The organism is Paenibacillus sp. BIHB 4019, assembly GCF_002741035.1.
Lineage (GTDB): Bacteria > Bacillota > Bacilli > Paenibacillales > Paenibacillaceae > Pristimantibacillus.
The window spans coordinates 3,437,817-3,455,611 of record NZ_CP016808.1 but is presented as its reverse complement, the minus strand read 5'-3'; the positions used below and the strand labels follow the sequence as shown (position 1 = coordinate 3,455,611).

The following is a 17,795-nucleotide window of genomic DNA, read 5'->3' as shown; positions in this document are numbered from 1 at the left end:
GCCTCCATCCGTTTAGGTTTTGCCAAATAGGCCGTTGCGATAGTCGGTTGGAGTAACCTTCTCCAGCTTTTCAAACTGGGTGACAAAATAGTCCGAATTCTGGAAGCCAACCATCTCTGCCACCTCATACATTCGCATATCGGTTTGCCGCAGCAGCTTCTTCGCTTCCCTGACCCGAATGCTGAGCAAATATTCGTTGAAATAGACGCCATAGGTTTTGCGGAACAGCTGCCCCAAATAAACGGAATTCATATAAAACTTCCCCGCCAGCCCCTTTAAGCTAATATTTTCGTTATAATGGGCTTCAATGTATTTCTTAACCTTCTCGATGCCGCCTTTGGATTGGTCGCTGCGAAGCAGAGCGATGCAGGCAGATGCCTCGTTCGTAAAAGCGAGAAACAGCTGCTTCAAGTCGCATAAGCGTGTGCCCTGCTGCTGCCAATTCATCATAGCGGGAAGCTGCTTCAGCTGCTTTTCATCCCCATTCATTTTGCGAATAATATTAATGATGCCGATGACGAAGCGGACCATCGCATTCGATACGGCATCGGGAGCAAAACGTTTCTCGCGAAACGCCTGAAACAGCAGGTCGATGTCAGCGGCATATTGCTCCGGTTTATTTTCCTCCACCTTCTCAATCAGTCTGCTGTACAATGCTGCCTCCATATCAAAATAATACAGCGGCGTTCCCTGTACACGGCTCGCATGCACAATAACTTGGTCCGCTTCCGCAAATTTATAGGCCAACGCTTCATTCGCCCCGCGGTAGGACTCTTTAATCTGCTGCAGCCGCTCAACTGGATTGCCTACGTACAAAGTGACCGGATGTCCTAACTGATTTTCCAAGGTGCTGTGCAAGAGGCGAAAAATATAATGCCTATCAGAATCGTCCGCCAGCAAGCTGTTCATATGCAGCAGGCAGCCATACAGCCCCGTCTGCTGCTCATAGGTGAATATGGCAGGAGACTCATGCTTTTTGTCCGCTGCTTGACTGGATTGGTTGGATTGGCTGGATTGGATAAGGCGGATAGCCGCCTGACAAGCGGCTGTGAAGGCTTTCGACGTCGTATCAGTGGTGCTCGCCATGTGGACTCCCGATTCTATTGCCGTTTCTGATGCTGTTTCTGTTTCCTTGGCCGCCATGCCTGTATGCAGTTCAGCCAGCACATAAACATACGTGCCAACCTCCTCTAGCTCAAGGGCTGAGCATAGCGTCTTCATATCCTCTTCTTTAAAGCTCCCCTTAATCAACGTTTCAAAAATCGAGTCGGCAGCCAGCTTATCGCCCGTCAAGCTCGCAATACGCTTAAGGGCGAGCGTTCCGGTCAGCTTCTTCAGCGTCGTCGCAAGCTCGCCCTCATCAATAGGCTTTAATATATAGTCATGAACCCCATAGCGCAGCGCCTGCTGGGCGTAATGAAAATCGTGAACGCCGCTTACAATAATGAAGGCCGGACATTCCTGTTCCATTTCCGAAGCTGCACGAATCAATTCCAGGCCATCCAGCATCGGCATACGAATGTCCGCCATTACGACATCCGGATTAAGCCGCTTCATCTGCTCCAGCGCATCCATGCCATTTTCAGCCTCGCCGCAAATTTTATAGCCCAATGCTTCCCAGTCCATTAAATTCATCAGCCCTCTGCGGACAAACATTTCATCATCCACCAGCAGCACCTTATACATTCGGTTTCCTCCCTTGTTCCTAATGAAACTCTATAATTCGCAGATGTTGCTTCAGATTCCTTTATTATGCAAAAAATAACTCAAAAAATGGCAGATGCATGTTAGTTGCCGATTCAAAGAAAACGCTTACATTTTATTATAAAAGCGGGGTTTTCTTTTTGACCCCACAATGTTTAGGATTTGTTTAGAAGATTAAAGGACTTTTTTGGAGCAGGACAAACTCACTTTCTTCTAAAGAACGTATTATAAACGACAACCACCATTAAAATGACAAATAACCAAAAAGCGATAATCCATGCAGTGCCCGATATGACTTTTATCGTTCCTATGAAACCCAATGCTATCACCTTTCCTGTCCTTCATTTGCTGAGCAGAAGCCTGTTTTTTCATGCTTCTCAAAAAAAGGTTGATTAACCGATAAAACCGAGTATAATACTTGGTATATAACTTGAGCGGGGAGATAACGGACATGACAGTTGAAGCGTACACTCAGATTTGGATCAATGACCATTTAGATTTAATCAATTATGCAGGGCAAATCGGGGATCAGGAATGGCAAGCTGAGCTTGTAGCTGCTTTGCAGGAAATGAATGTGCCGAGCTACCCTTCGGAAGAGGTTGTTAAGGAGCAATTGTGGCGCCAGTATGATGAGGTGCTTCGGCAAATGCTGGCCATTTATGAACAACTGCGCAATAGCGCATTTAAAGAGGATTTAAATATAGAGAAACAGCTGTGGAGCCTAAAGCTTAGAAGAGTTAATCTAGCAAAACAAATCAAGCAAGCCTAGTAATTAGACGGTTATTTGGGCTGAAAATAAAAAAGGCAAGCAGTTGTCTGCTATGCCGCTAACTTTTATAAGGACCGGCCAGCGAGGCTTAGGCCATCATTTCCTTTTTGTCGCGCATCATAGCCATCATACCAGTCATCATTTCGTCGCACTCTTGCATCTTGGACATCATCATGTCGCTGTCCATCATTTCTTTGCTGTCCATGGAATCCATCATCATTTTCATACATTTCATCTTGCACATCATTTCTTCCATACACATCATCATCATCATGTTTGTCGTCATTATTCTCACCTCCACTTTCAAATTCATCAGTTATTTTCCTCCCTTATCATAAACCAACTCCCACAAAATAACAAGCTTTAGTAGTTGATTTCTAATTACATACTGTGTTATATTTATATGTTACTATTCTCATTAGACTTATAGGGATTGTTTTAAAATATGAAAGATACGGCGTTGGGATCAGTACAAATGGATATTTCTGTGCTATAATCAGCGAGCAATAGATACGGCTTTATGGGCGGTCGGCTAGTCTCCCGGAAGGGAGGTGATGCCTTGTGACAGTATTTGAAGCAATCATGATCATGCTTACTTTTGGTTTGCTTATCGTAGCGCTACTGTCCGAAAAACGAAAATAGACCGCCCCCCGGTCAAGGAATGCGGTCTATTTCGGTCGTAACACCTGATTAAAGCCTACTGCCCTTAAAAGCAGCTGTTGCAGGGGAGTCGTGTTAGCGCACGGCTCCTTTCTGCATTATATGTTTCTGTTGCTAATAATATAACATTGTAACTTGGATAAGTAAATGAACGTCCAATAGGGACACTTGAATTTAAAGCTACCACAAAGGAGATAAATCATGCTAAAACCTGTACCTTTCGGCATCATCGGATTTGGCTGGAGAGCGGAAGCGTATTTGCGGATTGCCAAGCAGCTGCCGCATTTATTTCAAATAGTCGGCATCGTGGTCAGAGATTCGGCAAAATATGAGCATGCTTCAGATCAATGGGGCGTGACCCTTTATTCAACGCCGCAGGAGCTGGCCAAGCATTGTGAATTTCTTGTTGCAGCCGTCTCAAAAACTTCTATGCCCCACGTCCTGAAGGAAGCGGCGTTACTAGACATTCCGCTGCTGGCCGAAACGCCTCCTGCTTTCAACGAAGATGGCTATCAGCTCGTTTCCTCGCTCATCCAATCCGGCGCCCGTATTCAAATTGCCGAGCAATACCTTTTGCAGCCGCATCATCAAGCCAGAACCGCCATGATTCAATCGGGAAGCCTGGGAGAAGTACGCCACGTACAAGTATCGGCGGCACATGGTTATCATGGCATTAGTTTAATTAGACAGTGGCTCTCTGTCACGGATTCCAGCTGCCAAATCGTTTCGCGGCGTTTTGAACTTCCTATTCAAGAAGTCCCTCATCGAGGACGAGCTGCGCAAGACCGGCTGGAGACCGAAATTCAGGATATTTCCATTATAACTTTTGGAGATGGTAAAAGTGCCGTTCTTGATTTCGCACGCTCTCAATATTTTTCGCCAATACGACACAATCGCATTCTAATACGCGGCTCTAAAGGGGAAATCCGGGATAATGAGGTAACCCGGAGTTTAGGTGCCAACAACTATGAAGACGTAACGATTAGAAGAATGCAAGACGGCTTGGAGGGCAGCCTTGCTCCGCTTTCGCTTCGGGAATTGCGGGCAGGATCAGAGTGCGTTTTTCGCAATCCGTACCATCCTGCCCAGCTATCTGATGAGGAAATTGCGATAGCCGAAGTTTTGACACGCATGACGGCATATATAGCAAGCGGAGAAAGCTTTTATTCACTATCCGAGGCTTTAATTGATGTTCGTCTATCCCTTGCTATAGATGAGTCAATTGCTACCGGCCTTGCAGTAAATGTGCTGTAGCCAGCTTGTTCATTTTCAGAAGCTAAATAGACACCGTATATGGCACTCTCCCCTTAAATTGCACAACCTCTCGAAGGCCCAGGCTTTGCAGCAGCTCTATCGCTTCTGCGAAGCCTTGCTCTAAATGCCCTACCTGATGGGCATCTGAGCCAATGGACACCGCTCTGCCTCCCATTTCCACATACATGCCCAGAATATAAGGATGCGGATGAATCCAGCCTTGGCGATATAGTCCGGTTGTGTTCAGCTCCAGCACCTTTTGCTTTTCAATAATCAGCTTTAAAATATCATACAAAATAGGCTTGCAAGCCGCTATATCTTGTTCCTCAACCGGATAGGTCGTATATCTCGCGACATAATCCAAATGGGCAACGATATCAAAATTGTCCATCTGGTCGACAGCCTCTCTTACATGCCTAAAATAATGCTTAAGCCTTTGCTGAATCGGCAGATCATGATAGGCTTTTTCGGAAAAATCGAGGGTGCCATCGTTATGCGCCGAAAGCAGAATGACATCAAACGGCTGCTGAGCCAAATAGCCGTTTATGACGTCTTTATAATCGCTCCGATAGCCGACCTCAATGCCTTTGCGAATTTCCATCTTATAGCGCTGCGCCAGCTCTTCCGCTTCTTGCTTGTAGCTCTTCCAATCAATGAGAACATTTTGTTTGAAATATTTGCAATCATACTCTAAATGGTCTGTCGTTACGACAGCCGGCTTTCCCAGCGCAAGCGAATATCGCACTAGCTCCTCCAGCTTTGAGCTGGAGTCTGGCGAATAGGAGGAATGCACATGCTGATCGATTAAAAGATTAGGTATTGTCATCCTTTTCTCCTTCTCATTCTACTGAAACTGCAATAAATTGCGCCCTTCATCTGTCATATCGAACAAATGGATTTTATCCGGCCTGATATCAATCGAGACCGTCTCCCGCTCCTTTAACCGCTTCTCGTTATCGGTCAGCAGGCGAATCATCATATCGGACTGTCCAGCCCGATCCGTCATTTTAACGAGCTGCCCGCTGCCTAGATGCTCAATCAGATCAATTTCGAGATTAATCGATGTCTCACTTGGCTGCTCGGGAATGTACAGATCATGCGGACGTATGCCCAGCTTGACCGCCTTTCCTATGTGCTGCTCCTCCAGCCTGCGCGACTGAGGGATCTCCAGCTCGAACAGCTCTGTCTTTACCCACTGCCGATCCTCTCTTTGCTCCACTATGCCCTCAATCAAATTCATAGGCGGATTGCCTAGAAAGCTTGCGACGAACAGGTTATATGGATGATTGAATAGCTCGCTTGGAGGGGCATATTGCTGAATTTTTCCGCCATTTAGAATGGCTACCCGATCAGAGATGGCCAAAGCTTCCTCTTGGTCATGCGTGACAATAATAGTCGTTACGCCTAATTTGCGCTGGATTTTTCGAATTTCATCCCGTACATCCAGCTTTAACCGGGCATCCAAATTGGACATGGGCTCATCCAGCAGCAAAATTTCCGGGTCCTTGGATAACGCGCGCGCCATGGCGACACGCTGCTGCTGTCCGCCTGACAGCTGCGACGGCTTGCGATCGAGCAGATGATCGATTTGCAATATTTTGCTCGTCTGTAAAGCACGCTCGTAGGCGTCCTTCTTAGCCATTTTTCGCTCGCGAAGCGGAAACGCAATATTGTCTCGAACCGTCAAATGAGGATACAGCGCATAGGATTGGAACACCATTCCGATATTTCGATCCTTCGGCTCCACATGATTGACCAGCTTATCCTTAAAATAAATTTCTCCGGAGGTTGGCTTGAGCAGCCCTGCCAGCATCATTAGCGTAGTCGTCTTTCCACAGCCTGAAGGGCCTAGCAGCGCGACAAATTCGCCCTTTGCGATTTCGAGATTCAATCCGTCAACCGCTCGGCCTCCATTTTGCTTGCCATCATAGTTTTTCACAATATTTACAAGAGAAATCATACCTGCTTTGCTCCTCCCAAATTCACCTTCAGGAATATTTTCTGGGTAAAAATATAAAACACGATTAGCGGAATTGTATAAAACAAACCAATCGCAGTAATCAATCCATAGTTCATAATGACATTTTCCTTCGTTACGAGCCGCGACAGATAGCCAGCGAGCGTCAGCATATTGTCATCGAATATAAACAGCTTGAACAGAAACCATTCGCCATAGGCGCCTAAAAAGGCAAAAACAGCAATTGCCCCGATGCCCGGCAAGACGTAGGGAACGAGTACCTTCATAAGCGCTCGAAATCTTGAGCAGCCATCTACCATCGCCGCCCATTCCAAATCCCACGGCACCTCGTCGAAGAAACCTTTCATAATATACACTCTGCCTGGCAAGGAGCCCGTTATAGCAACGAGGATAACGCCTAAGTACGTATTTACCAGACCCATTTGAACCAATATGAAAAACGTAGCGATAATGAGCGTGATGCCCGGAAAGGAGCGCATAAGAAACAGAAACTTCATGGCGGCCAGCTTTCCTTTAAAATCGAGCCGAGAGAACGCATACGCAGCAGGAACAGCGATGCCGATTTCAATCAATACAATAAGAAATGAATAGACTAATGTATTTAGAACAATGGGCCAAATCGCCGGAAGACGAACGCCCGCATACTCGACTGGCTCCTTAACAAAATTGAAGTTTTCAAGCGAAAATTGGCCTGTCGTGCCATTAAAGGTGGCTGCAAGAAAATACCATATAATCATGCCGATAATAGGCATCGTGAAGAGCAGCAGATACGTGTGCACGAGCAGCCTTTTTACTATCGTTGTCGACATATTTGCCTCCTAATCTTCAATCCGTGATGGCTTTATCATTTCATCGAAATCGAACAGCCTCAGCAGCCATAAGGTCAAAATAAGCGAGATCAGCACAACCAAAAGCGAAAGAGCGGCGCCGTAGCCATAATATTTTAAATGAAAGGCCTGCTGGTACGCATATAAAGATAACGTCGTCGTGTCGCGCATAGGTCCGCCATTCGTCAGCAGCAGGATGAAGAAATAGGAGGACACAAAGCCAATAAGATCGGATATCGTAATATACATTAACGGCCATTTTAAAGATGGAAGGATGATTTTAGTGATGACCGATTTTTCACTTGCTCCATCTACTTTCGCAGCCTTATACAAATCTTCAGGTATCGAGCTGATTGCAGCAGATAATAAAATCATGCCTCCTGAAGTTGTAGATACAATTGTAGCAATGATTACAATGGCCATCGCGATTTTCGTAAACCAAGAGACGGGATCGCTGTCTGGCTGGAATAAGAGCAGAAATTTATTGATCAGCCCGCCCTCCGTCGGATCAAATAAATATTTCCAGAACGTTACATATACAACTGCAGGAATGCTGCTCGGAATTAACCATAGGACACGATAAATGACTGCCGTCAATTTGCCCTTTAAGAAGTACTGGGTGGCGATCGATATAAACAAACCAAAAATCAAAGAGAACACGAGCGTAATCACAGCAAATATAACGGTGTTCCATAAAATTTGCGGCATGCTGTAATCGGAAAATATGCGCTTGAAATTATCGAAGCCAACAAAGTTGATTTTCATCGATGCATTTAAATCGGTGAAGGACATTATAATGGTCGCAATAGCCGGAAGAATAAAAAAGACCAGCACCAGAAGGGCAAAGGGCATAATGAATAAATAGGGGTACACTTTCTTGGCAAAAGGTTTCTTGTAAGCTGTCTTGGCTGAAGTTACCGGGATCTCCATAATGAGATCTGCACCTGCTTCCTATAAGCAAAATAGATGGAAAGGTGCTCTTATAATCAGAGCACCTTTCCTTGTATCATCGTTATTCTACAATGAGACTGTCCGCTGGCACGTTTTGCTTTACATCCTTTTGGAATAATTCAAAGGCCTGTGCGGCGGTTTGCCCTTTCGTCAGAATGGCATCAATGCCAAGCGTAAAGGATTTCATATAGACCGCATAATCCATTTGGGCTGGACGCGTTTTCGTAAATTCGATTAAATAAGCATGATCTTTATAGAAGCTCATTTGCTGGAAGCGGGCATCCTCCTGCGCTGCCGCTGTTACCGGCAGCTTGCCGCTCTTAAGCGTATGATTAACCTGCAGGTCCGGATCCAGCACATGCTCAATCAATTTTTGAACATAAGGCATCTTCTCATCATCCACAGTAGGTCCCACATAGATCATCGCAGGGTTGCTGTAGGATACAGGCTTTCCTCCCTGCTCGACCGACGGAACCGGAATCCAGATCGCATTTTCCTTAAACCATGCTTCATAGCCAGCCAAGTCCTCTTCCATGCCAAGTTGTGTACGCATCACTTGATAAAATTCAGTACGGGCAAATTCGGCAAACAATTCGCCTTTAATGAACAGCTCGGCAGCCTTGTCCGTATCAATCTCGGCAATTCCCTCCGTAACGACGCCGCGCTGCTTAGCATCTTGCCAAAACTCATAAACCTTCTGCGTATTTTTCGACAGTACCATCTTGTTCTGTTCCGCACTATAATTAAAGTTGCCGAATGTATAATTCCAGCCTTCAAACCTTGTATCCTCAACGCCAAAGCCCACTTTAACCAGCTTTTGCTTAACAGCCGCATCTGCAAGATCCACAAGCTCACTGAATGTGAAGGCTCCAGCATCAACGCGAGCCTTCAGCTCATCGATTTGCGTCGTTGTCCAGCCTAAGCCTTCCAGCGCTTTGCGGCTAATGAATACGGGAGAAGCATCCATATCTTGAATGACGCCGTAGTAATGGTCCTCGTATTTCATAATGTTGTTGTAGGACTCCGGCATATTTTTGAACACGTCTGACGTTCCAACCCAGTCCACATCACGAATGAGCCCGGCGTTCAGCTGCCAGCCAATATCCACGCTGGAGTTAATAAATACATCTGCTACCTTATTCGCTTGTGCCTGCAAAATCAGCTCATCATCGCCAATACCAGGCCACCAATCTATTTTCACCTGCACGTTTTCCGGCTTCAATTGTTCATTCAAACGCTTTTCTGCTTCTACAAAATTGTCCTTCCGTGCTCCCCATGTGTTCTCGCGTACGGAAATCACGACCTCTTTCATTTTCGCCCCATTGCTGGAAGTCTCTGTACCGCTATTTGCAGCAGCGCCAGAGTTTGAGCCTGTCCCACATCCAGCTAACAATGCGGTACTAGCCATTACACTAACCAATCCAAGTGCAAGCCTCTTCATGCTTTTAAACCCTCCTCGTTATCCAGTTATCACTGGCTTAACTAAACTATAAAGGAGAATTGTAAAACCTGTGTCAATTACACATTAATAAATTGTTTTTTTATTCTTTTAATTGCAATGTTGTTGTTTTCAAGATGATTGATCTGTTTTATTTGGTGAACACTTGTTCAAGTGCTTGATCCAAAATCGTGATTGCTACTTCCATTTGTGGAAGGGTTGTCATTAATGGCGGAACAAGCGTAATGACATTTCCTCCAGACACCTTGAAGCTTAATCCGCGGGACAAGCACTCATAGAGAACCTTTTCGGCACCTGCAACTTCCTTTTCTTTCGTCTCGCGATCAGATACAAGCTCAATTGCCGCCAGCATGCCTTTTACCCGTACATCGCCGATTACGGTATACTTCCTCTGCAGCTCCTGAAGCTGCAGCGTCAGCCACTGCTCCATCTTTTGCGCGTGCTCCAGCAGGTTTTCCTGTTCGATGTATTCAATGGTAGCCAAAGCTGCCGCACAGCCTACAGCGCTTTTCTCATGCGTATAATGACCGAGTGAAATATCGCCAGCAATATCTAGATGCTCTCTCGCAATAATGCCTGCCATCGGAAAAATGCCGCCACCTAAGCCTTTGCCAATAACAACGATATCCGGGACAATCTCATAATGCTCGTGAACGAACATTTTGCCCGTACGGCCTAATGCCGTCGGTATTTCATCCAGAATGAGCAGCACGCCATAATCATCGCAAATTTGACGCAGCCGCTGCATATAGGCAATGGTAGGAATTTGTACATCCGTGCTGCGAATCGGCTCTAGAATGACCGCGCACACGTCGTCCTCCCGCTCCAGCATATAGCTTAAGTAATCGAGATTTTTGGCTGCTGCGGCTTCTCCATCTCCAAAGATCGAACGATAGCTGTTGTAGGGCATCATATGCTCCGTACCAGACATTAACGGTCCGATCCCGCTTCTGAATACAGCTTCGCCGCCAATGGATATCGCATCCAAGCTTGCGCCATGAAAGGAATCCCAGGTCGATATCGTTTTGTGCTTGCCAGTTGCCCTGCGGGCTAGCTTTAGCGCTATTCCAATTGCGCTAGTGCCGCCTGGCGTAAACAGCACCTTGTTCAAATCTCCCGGCGCAAGCTGGACTAGCTTCTGGGCCAGTTGAATAGCAACCTGGCTCGTATATCGGCGCGGCAGAAACGGCAGCTGCTGCATCTGTTTCATGATGGCATTCATCACATACTCATTTTTGTAGCCGACCTGATGAACGCTGTTTCCATGAAAATCAATCACCTTGCGTCCGTCCTGATCCTCAATGTAAATGCCTTCTGCATTTACGATGGCATTTAAGCATGGCGTTGACATAGACTGATGAAGAAAAAGCTTGCTGTCCTGTTCGAGTACAGCAAGCGTTTCTTTGCTTAGATGCTCATCCTGCCAAGCTTGACGGGCATCCGTTCCATTGATATCTCCTTCTATGCGGCTATTGATGCGGTTTGGCATAAGGCAGCTCCTCCTTCATCAAACGTTCATTGATTTGCTCAATCATTGCTGGCAGCTCGGACATGTCCTCAATAACGGCATGGGCTCCTGCTTCCATATAGCTCTTGCTCACAGCAGCGATAATATAGCGTTCTTCCTCTGGCGTCAGCTGCTGCGCCTCTGCCTCCGTAAAGCCCAGCATGGAGCTGCCCTTCACAATGCCAATCGCCCATACGCCAGCACTATTCGCTTCTTGGATGTCCGAAATCGTATCGCCAACCTTTACGACTTGCGCATGATGGCAAAGGCCAAGCTGCTTCATATTTTCATAAATCATATAGGGATACGGTCTGCCCTTGTCCATCACAAGATCGGGTGTTACCCAATGATCAGGTTCGTAACCGTATTCCTTAGCTGCTTTCGCCACAATGGACAGCATGGTAGACGTATAGCCTGTAGTCGCTCCGATTTTCAAGCCTTGCTGTCTCAGCTGCCGTATCGTCTCTATAACATAGGGGTTTGGTTTTCCGTATTGCGAAAGGATAGCCAGCAATCTAGGCTCAAACTGGTCATGCAGCTCATCAATATCCGCCTCCGTATAGCTGCGTCCAAATTTCGCTTGAAAAGCAGCTTCTATTCTTGGCATTTGCAGCAGCGATTGAATATGATCCCGCTTGAGCTGCCCCATAGGAACACGAACCTCTTCCATCGTAACTGGAACGCCTAGCTCCTCAAAAACATCCATAAACACCTGCACGGGCGCAAAACAGCCATAATCAATGGTCGTCCCGGCCCAATCTAAAATAACGCCTTCAATTTTCATAATTGACCTCTCCAACATAACGTAATATTTGCTCACTTAAATGCTCCATATCCTTGGCATGCACGTCCCCGATATTTCCGATTCGAAATACTTGGGCGTCTGTCAGTTTTCCAGGGTAGATAACAAGGCCAGCCAGCTTCAAAAAGCTATAAAAATGTTCAAATTCAAAAGGGATATGCGTCGGGTACAAGAAGGTTGTAATAATGGGAGATTGCAGCTCTCTCGGCAAGTATGCCGTAAAGCCAGCTAGCGCCAGCCCTTCTACAACGATTTGCTGGTTGGTACAATACCTTGCATGGCGTGCTTCCACACCGCCTTCTTCAGCCAGCTCCTCTAGTGCCTGTGCAAATGCGTGTACGACATGCGTTGGCGAAGTAAAGCGCCATTTGCCGGAGTCGTTCTCCATCGTCTCCCACTGGTCATATAAATCGAGCGATAACGAGCGCGCTCTCCCTTTGCATTTCATAAGCTCCTCCCTTTTGCAAAGCATAAAGCTGAAGCCTGGAACACCTTGAATACATTTATTTGCGCTGCTAATGATAAAGTCGATTTTCAGCTCCTCTACCCCAATCGGAATGCCGCCAAAGCTGCTCATGGCATCGATGATTGCGATTCGATGATTTCGCTTAATGACCTCCATTACCGCCTCCAGCGGATTCAAAATGCCGGTCGTCGTCTCGCAATGGACCATAGCGACATGCGTAATCGCTGTATCCTCAATTAGCTTCCTCTCAACGGCTTGAGGATCTATCTGCTCATTAGCCTCAAACTCAAGGGATGCATGCGGAATATGCAGCACCTTTGCTATATCCTCCATGCGCTTCCCGTAGGCGCCATTTTGCAAAATTAGCAGCTTGCCATCATTCGGGATGACAGAGCCAAGCGCCGCTTCAACTCCAAAGGTGCCGCTGCCCTGCATGAACAGAGCCGTATAGTGCTCCTGAGATGCGCGGCCAATCTCTAGCAGCTGCTGGCGAATCTGCTGGACAATGGCTTTATAGTCATGATCCCACGTGCACCAATCCTTTAACATCGCCTCTTTGACCGTTAATGTTGTGGATAAGGGACCCGGCGTCAATAATACATATGGATTGCTCATAGCTCCTCCTATACTTGCCACTCGGATTTGGGATAGATCGGATTGCTCCACGCAACTTTGCCCGCTGCATCTACACATTCCACTCGCACATATTGCTCATCATTTTGAATGAAATATTCCGCTTCGGTGATGGATTCGCCAGTTGGGTCCATTTCAGCCAAGCCATTGTGGGGAAAGGTAATAAAGCGAATACTTTGCACGGGGGAGCATTTGACCGTAAGCCTGTCGTTCTCCATGCGAAGATCATAAATGGACGGACCATTGGAGCTGTAATAACGCCCTGCTTTCATCGCCTCAATAATCGCCTGCTGCTCTAATCGCTCGGTCTCTACGGCAATCCAGCCCCCATAAAATTCGGAAACGGCCATATTCGTCGGACCGCCGTGGGCATCGTCTGCCGCAATGGCATTGACCTGCTTGCCTCGTTTTAGGACATAGTCCCAGTAGGATATGCCGTAGCCTACCGCCTCTTGAATTTCCGATTGGTGATTATAGATTTCGATCGCTGCATAACCCTCCAGCTGAAGCAAATCCTCTTCCCGATTTTTCGACCATTCTGGGTGGTTCATAATGACGAAATTGCCTTTGCTCCTCATGTCGTCAATCAATTGCTGAATCGTATCCAGGTTCTCGTAATCGGGCTTCGCATGCACCTCATCATGCTGCAAGGGCTTCTCCGCCTGCAGCGAGCGATCCAGTAGCCCATGCAGATGATACTGCTGGCCAGTCGTTTCACGATCCATCTCGCATGCCATTTCATAGCCGTCCAGCATAATAAAATCCCCGGTGTCATACGCATCGCTGTGAAAATATATTTCATGGTCGCTTAAGCACATAAAATGATAGCCTTTTGAACGATAAGCCTCTCTCATTTGCTCTATCGTATATTCCCCGTCACTGCGAACGGAGTGCGCATGAATGTTGCCTTTATACTTTTGACGCTCAGCATCTAAAATAACAGCATCCCTCATCGCTATTTCCCCTCCGCCAAATCTGCCACAAAGATTGGATTAGACCACGCTATTCTGCCCTTCTCGTCCACACACTCAACCCGGATATATTGCATGCCCTGCTTAATCTTCATGCTTCCAGAGGACATCAGCTCGCCCGTCTCGCGTTCCACGAGAAAGGGTCCGCGCAGCGGAAATGCTTTAAACATAATATACTGGCAGGGCGAGCACTCCACATGGACAACCCCATTTTCCACACGATAATCCACAATTTCGGGACCCGAGCTGGAATAAAACTGTCCGTTCTTCAGGGCTGTAATAATCCCTTGCTGCGTAGGCTCCTCCGCCTCGACACATACCCAGCCTCCACCATACTCAGATATTTTGCTGCCCTGGTCATGCTCATGCGAGTCATCAGCAGCGATGCCAAACACACGCTTGCCATTTTGAAGCGCATGATCCCAGTAGGCCGCCCCATAAGAAGAGCTTGGTGTCCATTCTGTTGCATGATTATAAATTTCGACTGCAAAAAATCCATCGTACTGCACCATATCCTCGAAGCGTGTCAAATGCCATTCGGGGTGATTGAAAATAACGAGATTGCCATGTGCCTTCATTTCATCAATCAGCTTCTGCGGGGATTGCGGCCCCTCCCAAGGAATGGGAACCTCGAATGCTTGCAAATGCTGAAATCTCTCTTTCTCCGGTCGCATCGTCGGATCATCCAGCACGCCAAAGTGGTAGCCTGGGTCTTCGTCCGGCACTAAATTCAAGCCGCCTCTTTCCATGCCTGGCAGCACGACGAAGGATTCAGTGTCATAATCAGCCGTTCGAGCGTAAATATCATGATCGGTTATGCTAATGAAGTCATAGCCTTTAGCCTTGAAAGCAGCCACAACATCCTCCGCTTCCTGCGATCCATCTGACCATGTCGTATGCGTATGCAAATTCCCCTTGTACTTTCTTTTGCTTTTGTCTAAATACACGGCGTCCTTCATCGTCATCACTCCTGTTTTCCTAGTTATCCATTCGCTTAGCAAATAATTGCTTTTTATTGCTTTTATTTTTATTTATGTTGTTTTAAACATTCTACTGCGAAAAAATGACCAATACAATGCGATTCAAAAGATTTAACATAGGGATTACAATTTTGACACAACAACAAACAACATTAAAAAAAGCCAGCAGAGAAGTTGTGCTTCTCTGCTGGCTTTTACGACGGTTTGGACCCTCTCATGGGACCTTCTGATTCGCTCATTTCATTCGAACGTTTCATTTGATCGTTTCATTCAATTGATTGATGCAAACCTTATAATTTACTCATAATTTACTCATAATTTACTCATGCTTTTCTTCTGCTTTGCTATTCCGTTGGCATCATCCATCTCGTATTCTTCTCTTCCAACTGTGTCTTCCATTCCGCCGGAGGCTCCAGTTCCGAAATCACGATATCGACATTTTCAAAATCGCATATTTTCACCATGGACCGCTTGTTCCATTTCGATGAATCTGCCAAAATGATCGACGTTTCCGACTGCTGAATCCATTTGCGGGTCAACGTTGCCTTCTCATAGTCATAGCTCGTAAATCCGTGCTCGATCGATAAGGCATCTACGGTTACAAATGCTTTATTCACAAAAATATCCGACATATTCGCTTCCGCAATAGCGCCCGTGACACGGGAATGCTTTACATTCACCTCGCCGCCAAGCATAATAATGCGACCATCAAATTGCTCTCGTTTCTTAAGCTCAATCAAGGCCATCATGGCGGATATTGAGCTCGTTAATACAGTAACCTCCTTCTTTTGCGATAAAAAAGGGATAATCTGCAGCGGTGTTGTGCCTTCATCAATAAAAATAATGTCATGGTCGTCGATTAGAGTAAAAGCAAGATAGCCAATTTTCTCCTTCGCCTCTTGATTAGTGAAGGCTCTTTCAAACAATGTCGGCTCTATCTCTACCTTGAGCTTGATTGCGCCACCATACACCTTCTTAAGCTTATTTTCCTTCTCCAGCTCATCGAGATCTCTGCGAATCGTTTCTGTTGTAACCTCAAACATGCGCGCCAGGTCGCCCGCAATGACCTTCCCATGCTCATTCAGCAAGTTCATAATGCTTAGCTTTCTTTCTTCGCCTGCTAGAGACATCACAAACCCTCCATTCTATTTCATTACTATGCTCACGCACCCAGAACCCTACAAAGATGCCGCCGCTGCTGGCGCTTCCGGGCTAGGCCCAGCTAAATTCCGCATCCATTTCTGGGAACGATAACGTTTATACCCGATCAAAGCTTTGCTAATCTCTTCACATAAAAATAAAGCATAGACCCATTCAAGCGGCAGATGGAGCAGATACACGCCAACAAATACTGCCGGCAAGGCAATGGCCCATGTTGTAATTAAAATCATGTTCATCGTAAACAAATTATCTCCGCCTGCTCTAAACATACCGACAATCCACACATTATTCAAGAAAAAAGCAGTCATTGCCAGTGCTTGCAGCAGAAGCACATTCCCTAATGATGCATGAACCTCCGCGCTTAGGTGAGGAAAAATCAAGGCTGCAAACGGCGAAACCATAATAATGACAACACTTATGATTATACCAGCAATGACCGAAATGCGAGTAAATCTGCGCGCATAATCCATCGCCTGCTCCGGCTCATCCTGTCCCAGCTTTTGTCCAATCATAACCTTTGCTGCATAAGCAAACCCGTGAATTCCCATCATAAAATAGCCCTGCAGCGTATTCCCCAGCTGAAATGTAGTCAATGCCGCGATGCCCATTGCTCCAAAAGCTACGGCATACAGCATATTGCCAATCGACCACATGCCTTCGTGGAACACAAGCGGCGTGATCGTTTTCAATACCTGTTTGCGCAGCAGCAGAGGCAAGCTAAATAGCTCGCGGACGCGAATGTTTACATAATAGGATTTACTATAAATGAAAACGAGCAAAACCAGCAGACTTGCACCTGAAGCGATTAACGTTCCCCATGCAGCTCCGGCAACACCAAGCTTAGGCAAGCCGAGCCTGCCATAGATTAGCCCATAGTCCAGCGTAATATTGACGGCCATCGCACATAGACCGACATACAAAGTGATCTTAACCTTCCCTATAGATCCAAGCGCCTGGGCATAAGCATCTCTAATTGCACTGATTAGAAAAACAAACGCCATAATCGTCACGTATTGAATGCCAAGCGGCATGAGTTCAGCGTCTTTAATAAATAGAAAGAGGATCGACTCCTTCCAAATCGACACAGCAGCAAATGCCAGAAGACTGATGCCGATACCCGTCAGCAGCATAAAGCCGAATGTCGCTCGCAAAAGCGTATACTGCTGTTTTCCATAGTACTGGGTCATATAAGCAGTCATTCCATAAACGGCGGTAAGAATCATTGATAAAATGAAGCTGATTCTGCCTGCTGCGGCCGTAATCGCGACTGCTCCATCTCCCAAGCTGGTCACCATCAGCATATTAACTAATGAGAACGAATTAGCAACTAGCATTTGCAGCACAGATGGAACGACTAATCCTTTCATCTCGCGGGTAAATTCAGACTTTCCGATCGTACGCTTCCCCAAGCCTATCCCTCATCCACATTCAAATTGTACGATACCTTGCATGCTTTTCACTTTTTTTCAATTAAAACACCGTAGCTTTCATGTTGTTTTAATTGCTTTTTTGTTGCCTCATTTATCATACCTATTGTTTGTCGATTAATCAATGCAAGATCGCAAGAGAAAACAGCTTTTACAAATACTTAAATTTTTATCATTGCATTCAGACCAATTAAATAAAAAAGCCTACCTCCCTGTTTGAGGAAGCAGGCTGAATGACTGGCTCAC

Annotated in this window: 17 protein-coding genes; 3 read left to right on the top strand and 14 right to left on the bottom strand. The window is 46.2% G+C overall.

All coding sequences use genetic code 11. The features are described from left to right. Positions 1–12: 12 nt before the first annotated feature. Positions 13–1,686 carry a response regulator transcription factor gene (locus BBD42_RS14745; protein ID WP_099518757.1) on the bottom strand — a complete coding sequence of 558 codons (1,674 nt, stop codon included), beginning with the start codon at positions 1,684–1,686 and terminating at the stop codon, positions 13–15. A 469-nt stretch (positions 1,687–2,155) separates the two neighbouring features. Here BBD42_RS14745 and BBD42_RS14740 point away from each other — a divergent pair, with 469 nt between their 5' ends. Next, positions 2,156–2,473 (top strand): hypothetical protein, encoded by a 318-nt coding sequence (locus BBD42_RS14740; protein WP_099518756.1) that lies wholly within the window; start codon positions 2,156–2,158, stop codon positions 2,471–2,473. A gap of 88 nt (positions 2,474–2,561) precedes the next feature. Here the strand turns inward: BBD42_RS14740 and BBD42_RS14735 are convergent, their stop codons facing one another. Further along, the gene (locus BBD42_RS14735; protein ID WP_099521617.1) at positions 2,562–2,759 is read right to left on the bottom strand and encodes a hypothetical protein; all 198 of its coding nucleotides are present in this window, start codon (positions 2,757–2,759) and stop codon (positions 2,562–2,564) included. A 275-nt stretch (positions 2,760–3,034) separates the two neighbouring features. On the opposite strand from BBD42_RS14735, the gene BBD42_RS32850 reads away from it, so the two are divergent. Together BBD42_RS32850 and BBD42_RS14730 are read left to right on the top strand one after the other, a co-directional pair. Continuing rightward, the gene (locus BBD42_RS32850; protein WP_425320167.1) at positions 3,035–3,115 is read left to right on the top strand and encodes a putative holin-like toxin; all 81 of its coding nucleotides are present in this window, start codon (positions 3,035–3,037) and stop codon (positions 3,113–3,115) included. A gap of 219 nt (positions 3,116–3,334) precedes the next feature. After that, positions 3,335–4,387 carry a Gfo/Idh/MocA family protein gene (locus BBD42_RS14730; RefSeq protein ID WP_099518755.1) on the top strand — a complete coding sequence of 351 codons (1,053 nt, stop codon included), beginning with the start codon at positions 3,335–3,337 and terminating at the stop codon, positions 4,385–4,387. 22 nt (positions 4,388–4,409) lie between these two features. On the opposite strand, the gene BBD42_RS14725 is transcribed toward BBD42_RS14730, so the two are convergent. The 12 genes from BBD42_RS14725 to BBD42_RS14670 form a co-directional block, all read right to left on the bottom strand. Beyond that, positions 4,410–5,213: a histidinol-phosphatase HisJ family protein gene (locus BBD42_RS14725; protein WP_099518754.1), complete on the bottom strand. Its 804-nt coding sequence runs from the start codon at positions 5,211–5,213 to the stop codon at positions 4,410–4,412. Positions 5,214–5,231: 18 nt separating this feature from the next. Next, positions 5,232–6,347: an ABC transporter ATP-binding protein gene (locus tag BBD42_RS14720; RefSeq protein ID WP_099518753.1), complete on the bottom strand. Its 1,116-nt coding sequence runs from the start codon at positions 6,345–6,347 to the stop codon at positions 5,232–5,234. Continuing rightward, a complete protein-coding gene (locus tag BBD42_RS14715) occupies positions 6,344–7,174 on the bottom strand; it encodes a carbohydrate ABC transporter permease (RefSeq protein WP_099518752.1) in 831 nt (276 codons plus the stop codon). The genes BBD42_RS14720 and BBD42_RS14715 overlap by 4 nt, the downstream gene beginning before the upstream one ends. A gap of 9 nt (positions 7,175–7,183) precedes the next feature. Beyond that, positions 7,184–8,122, bottom strand: coding sequence for a carbohydrate ABC transporter permease (locus BBD42_RS14710; RefSeq protein ID WP_099518751.1), 939 nt, complete (start codon positions 8,120–8,122; stop codon positions 7,184–7,186). A gap of 82 nt (positions 8,123–8,204) precedes the next feature. Continuing rightward, the gene (locus tag BBD42_RS14705; RefSeq protein WP_099518750.1) at positions 8,205–9,584 is read right to left on the bottom strand and encodes an extracellular solute-binding protein; all 1,380 of its coding nucleotides are present in this window, start codon (positions 9,582–9,584) and stop codon (positions 8,205–8,207) included. A 148-nt stretch (positions 9,585–9,732) separates the two neighbouring features. Next, positions 9,733–11,091 carry a (R)-1-hydroxy-2-aminoethylphosphonate ammonia-lyase gene (gene pbfA / locus BBD42_RS14700; RefSeq protein WP_099518749.1) on the bottom strand — a complete coding sequence of 453 codons (1,359 nt, stop codon included), beginning with the start codon at positions 11,089–11,091 and terminating at the stop codon, positions 9,733–9,735. Further along, a complete protein-coding gene (gene phnX / locus BBD42_RS14695) occupies positions 11,072–11,893 on the bottom strand; it encodes a phosphonoacetaldehyde hydrolase (protein ID WP_099518748.1) in 822 nt (273 codons plus the stop codon). The genes pbfA and phnX overlap by 20 nt, the downstream gene beginning before the upstream one ends. Then, positions 11,883–12,992 (bottom strand): 2-aminoethylphosphonate--pyruvate transaminase, encoded by a 1,110-nt coding sequence (gene phnW, locus BBD42_RS14690; RefSeq protein ID WP_099518747.1) that lies wholly within the window; start codon positions 12,990–12,992, stop codon positions 11,883–11,885. The genes phnX and phnW overlap by 11 nt, the downstream gene beginning before the upstream one ends. An 8-nt stretch (positions 12,993–13,000) precedes the next feature. Beyond that, positions 13,001–13,963, bottom strand: coding sequence for a CehA/McbA family metallohydrolase (locus BBD42_RS14685; protein ID WP_099518746.1), 963 nt, complete (start codon positions 13,961–13,963; stop codon positions 13,001–13,003). 2 nt (positions 13,964–13,965) lie between these two features. Further along, positions 13,966–14,940 (bottom strand): CehA/McbA family metallohydrolase, encoded by a 975-nt coding sequence (locus BBD42_RS14680; RefSeq protein WP_099518745.1) that lies wholly within the window; start codon positions 14,938–14,940, stop codon positions 13,966–13,968. Between the two features lie 365 nt (positions 14,941–15,305). After that, positions 15,306–16,091, bottom strand: a complete 786-nt coding sequence (locus BBD42_RS14675) for a DeoR/GlpR family DNA-binding transcription regulator (RefSeq protein ID WP_099518744.1) — start codon at positions 16,089–16,091, stop codon at positions 15,306–15,308. A gap of 48 nt (positions 16,092–16,139) precedes the next feature. Next, positions 16,140–17,531 (bottom strand): MATE family efflux transporter, encoded by a 1,392-nt coding sequence (locus tag BBD42_RS14670; protein ID WP_099518743.1) that lies wholly within the window; start codon positions 17,529–17,531, stop codon positions 16,140–16,142. Positions 17,532–17,795: the final 264 nt, after the last annotated feature.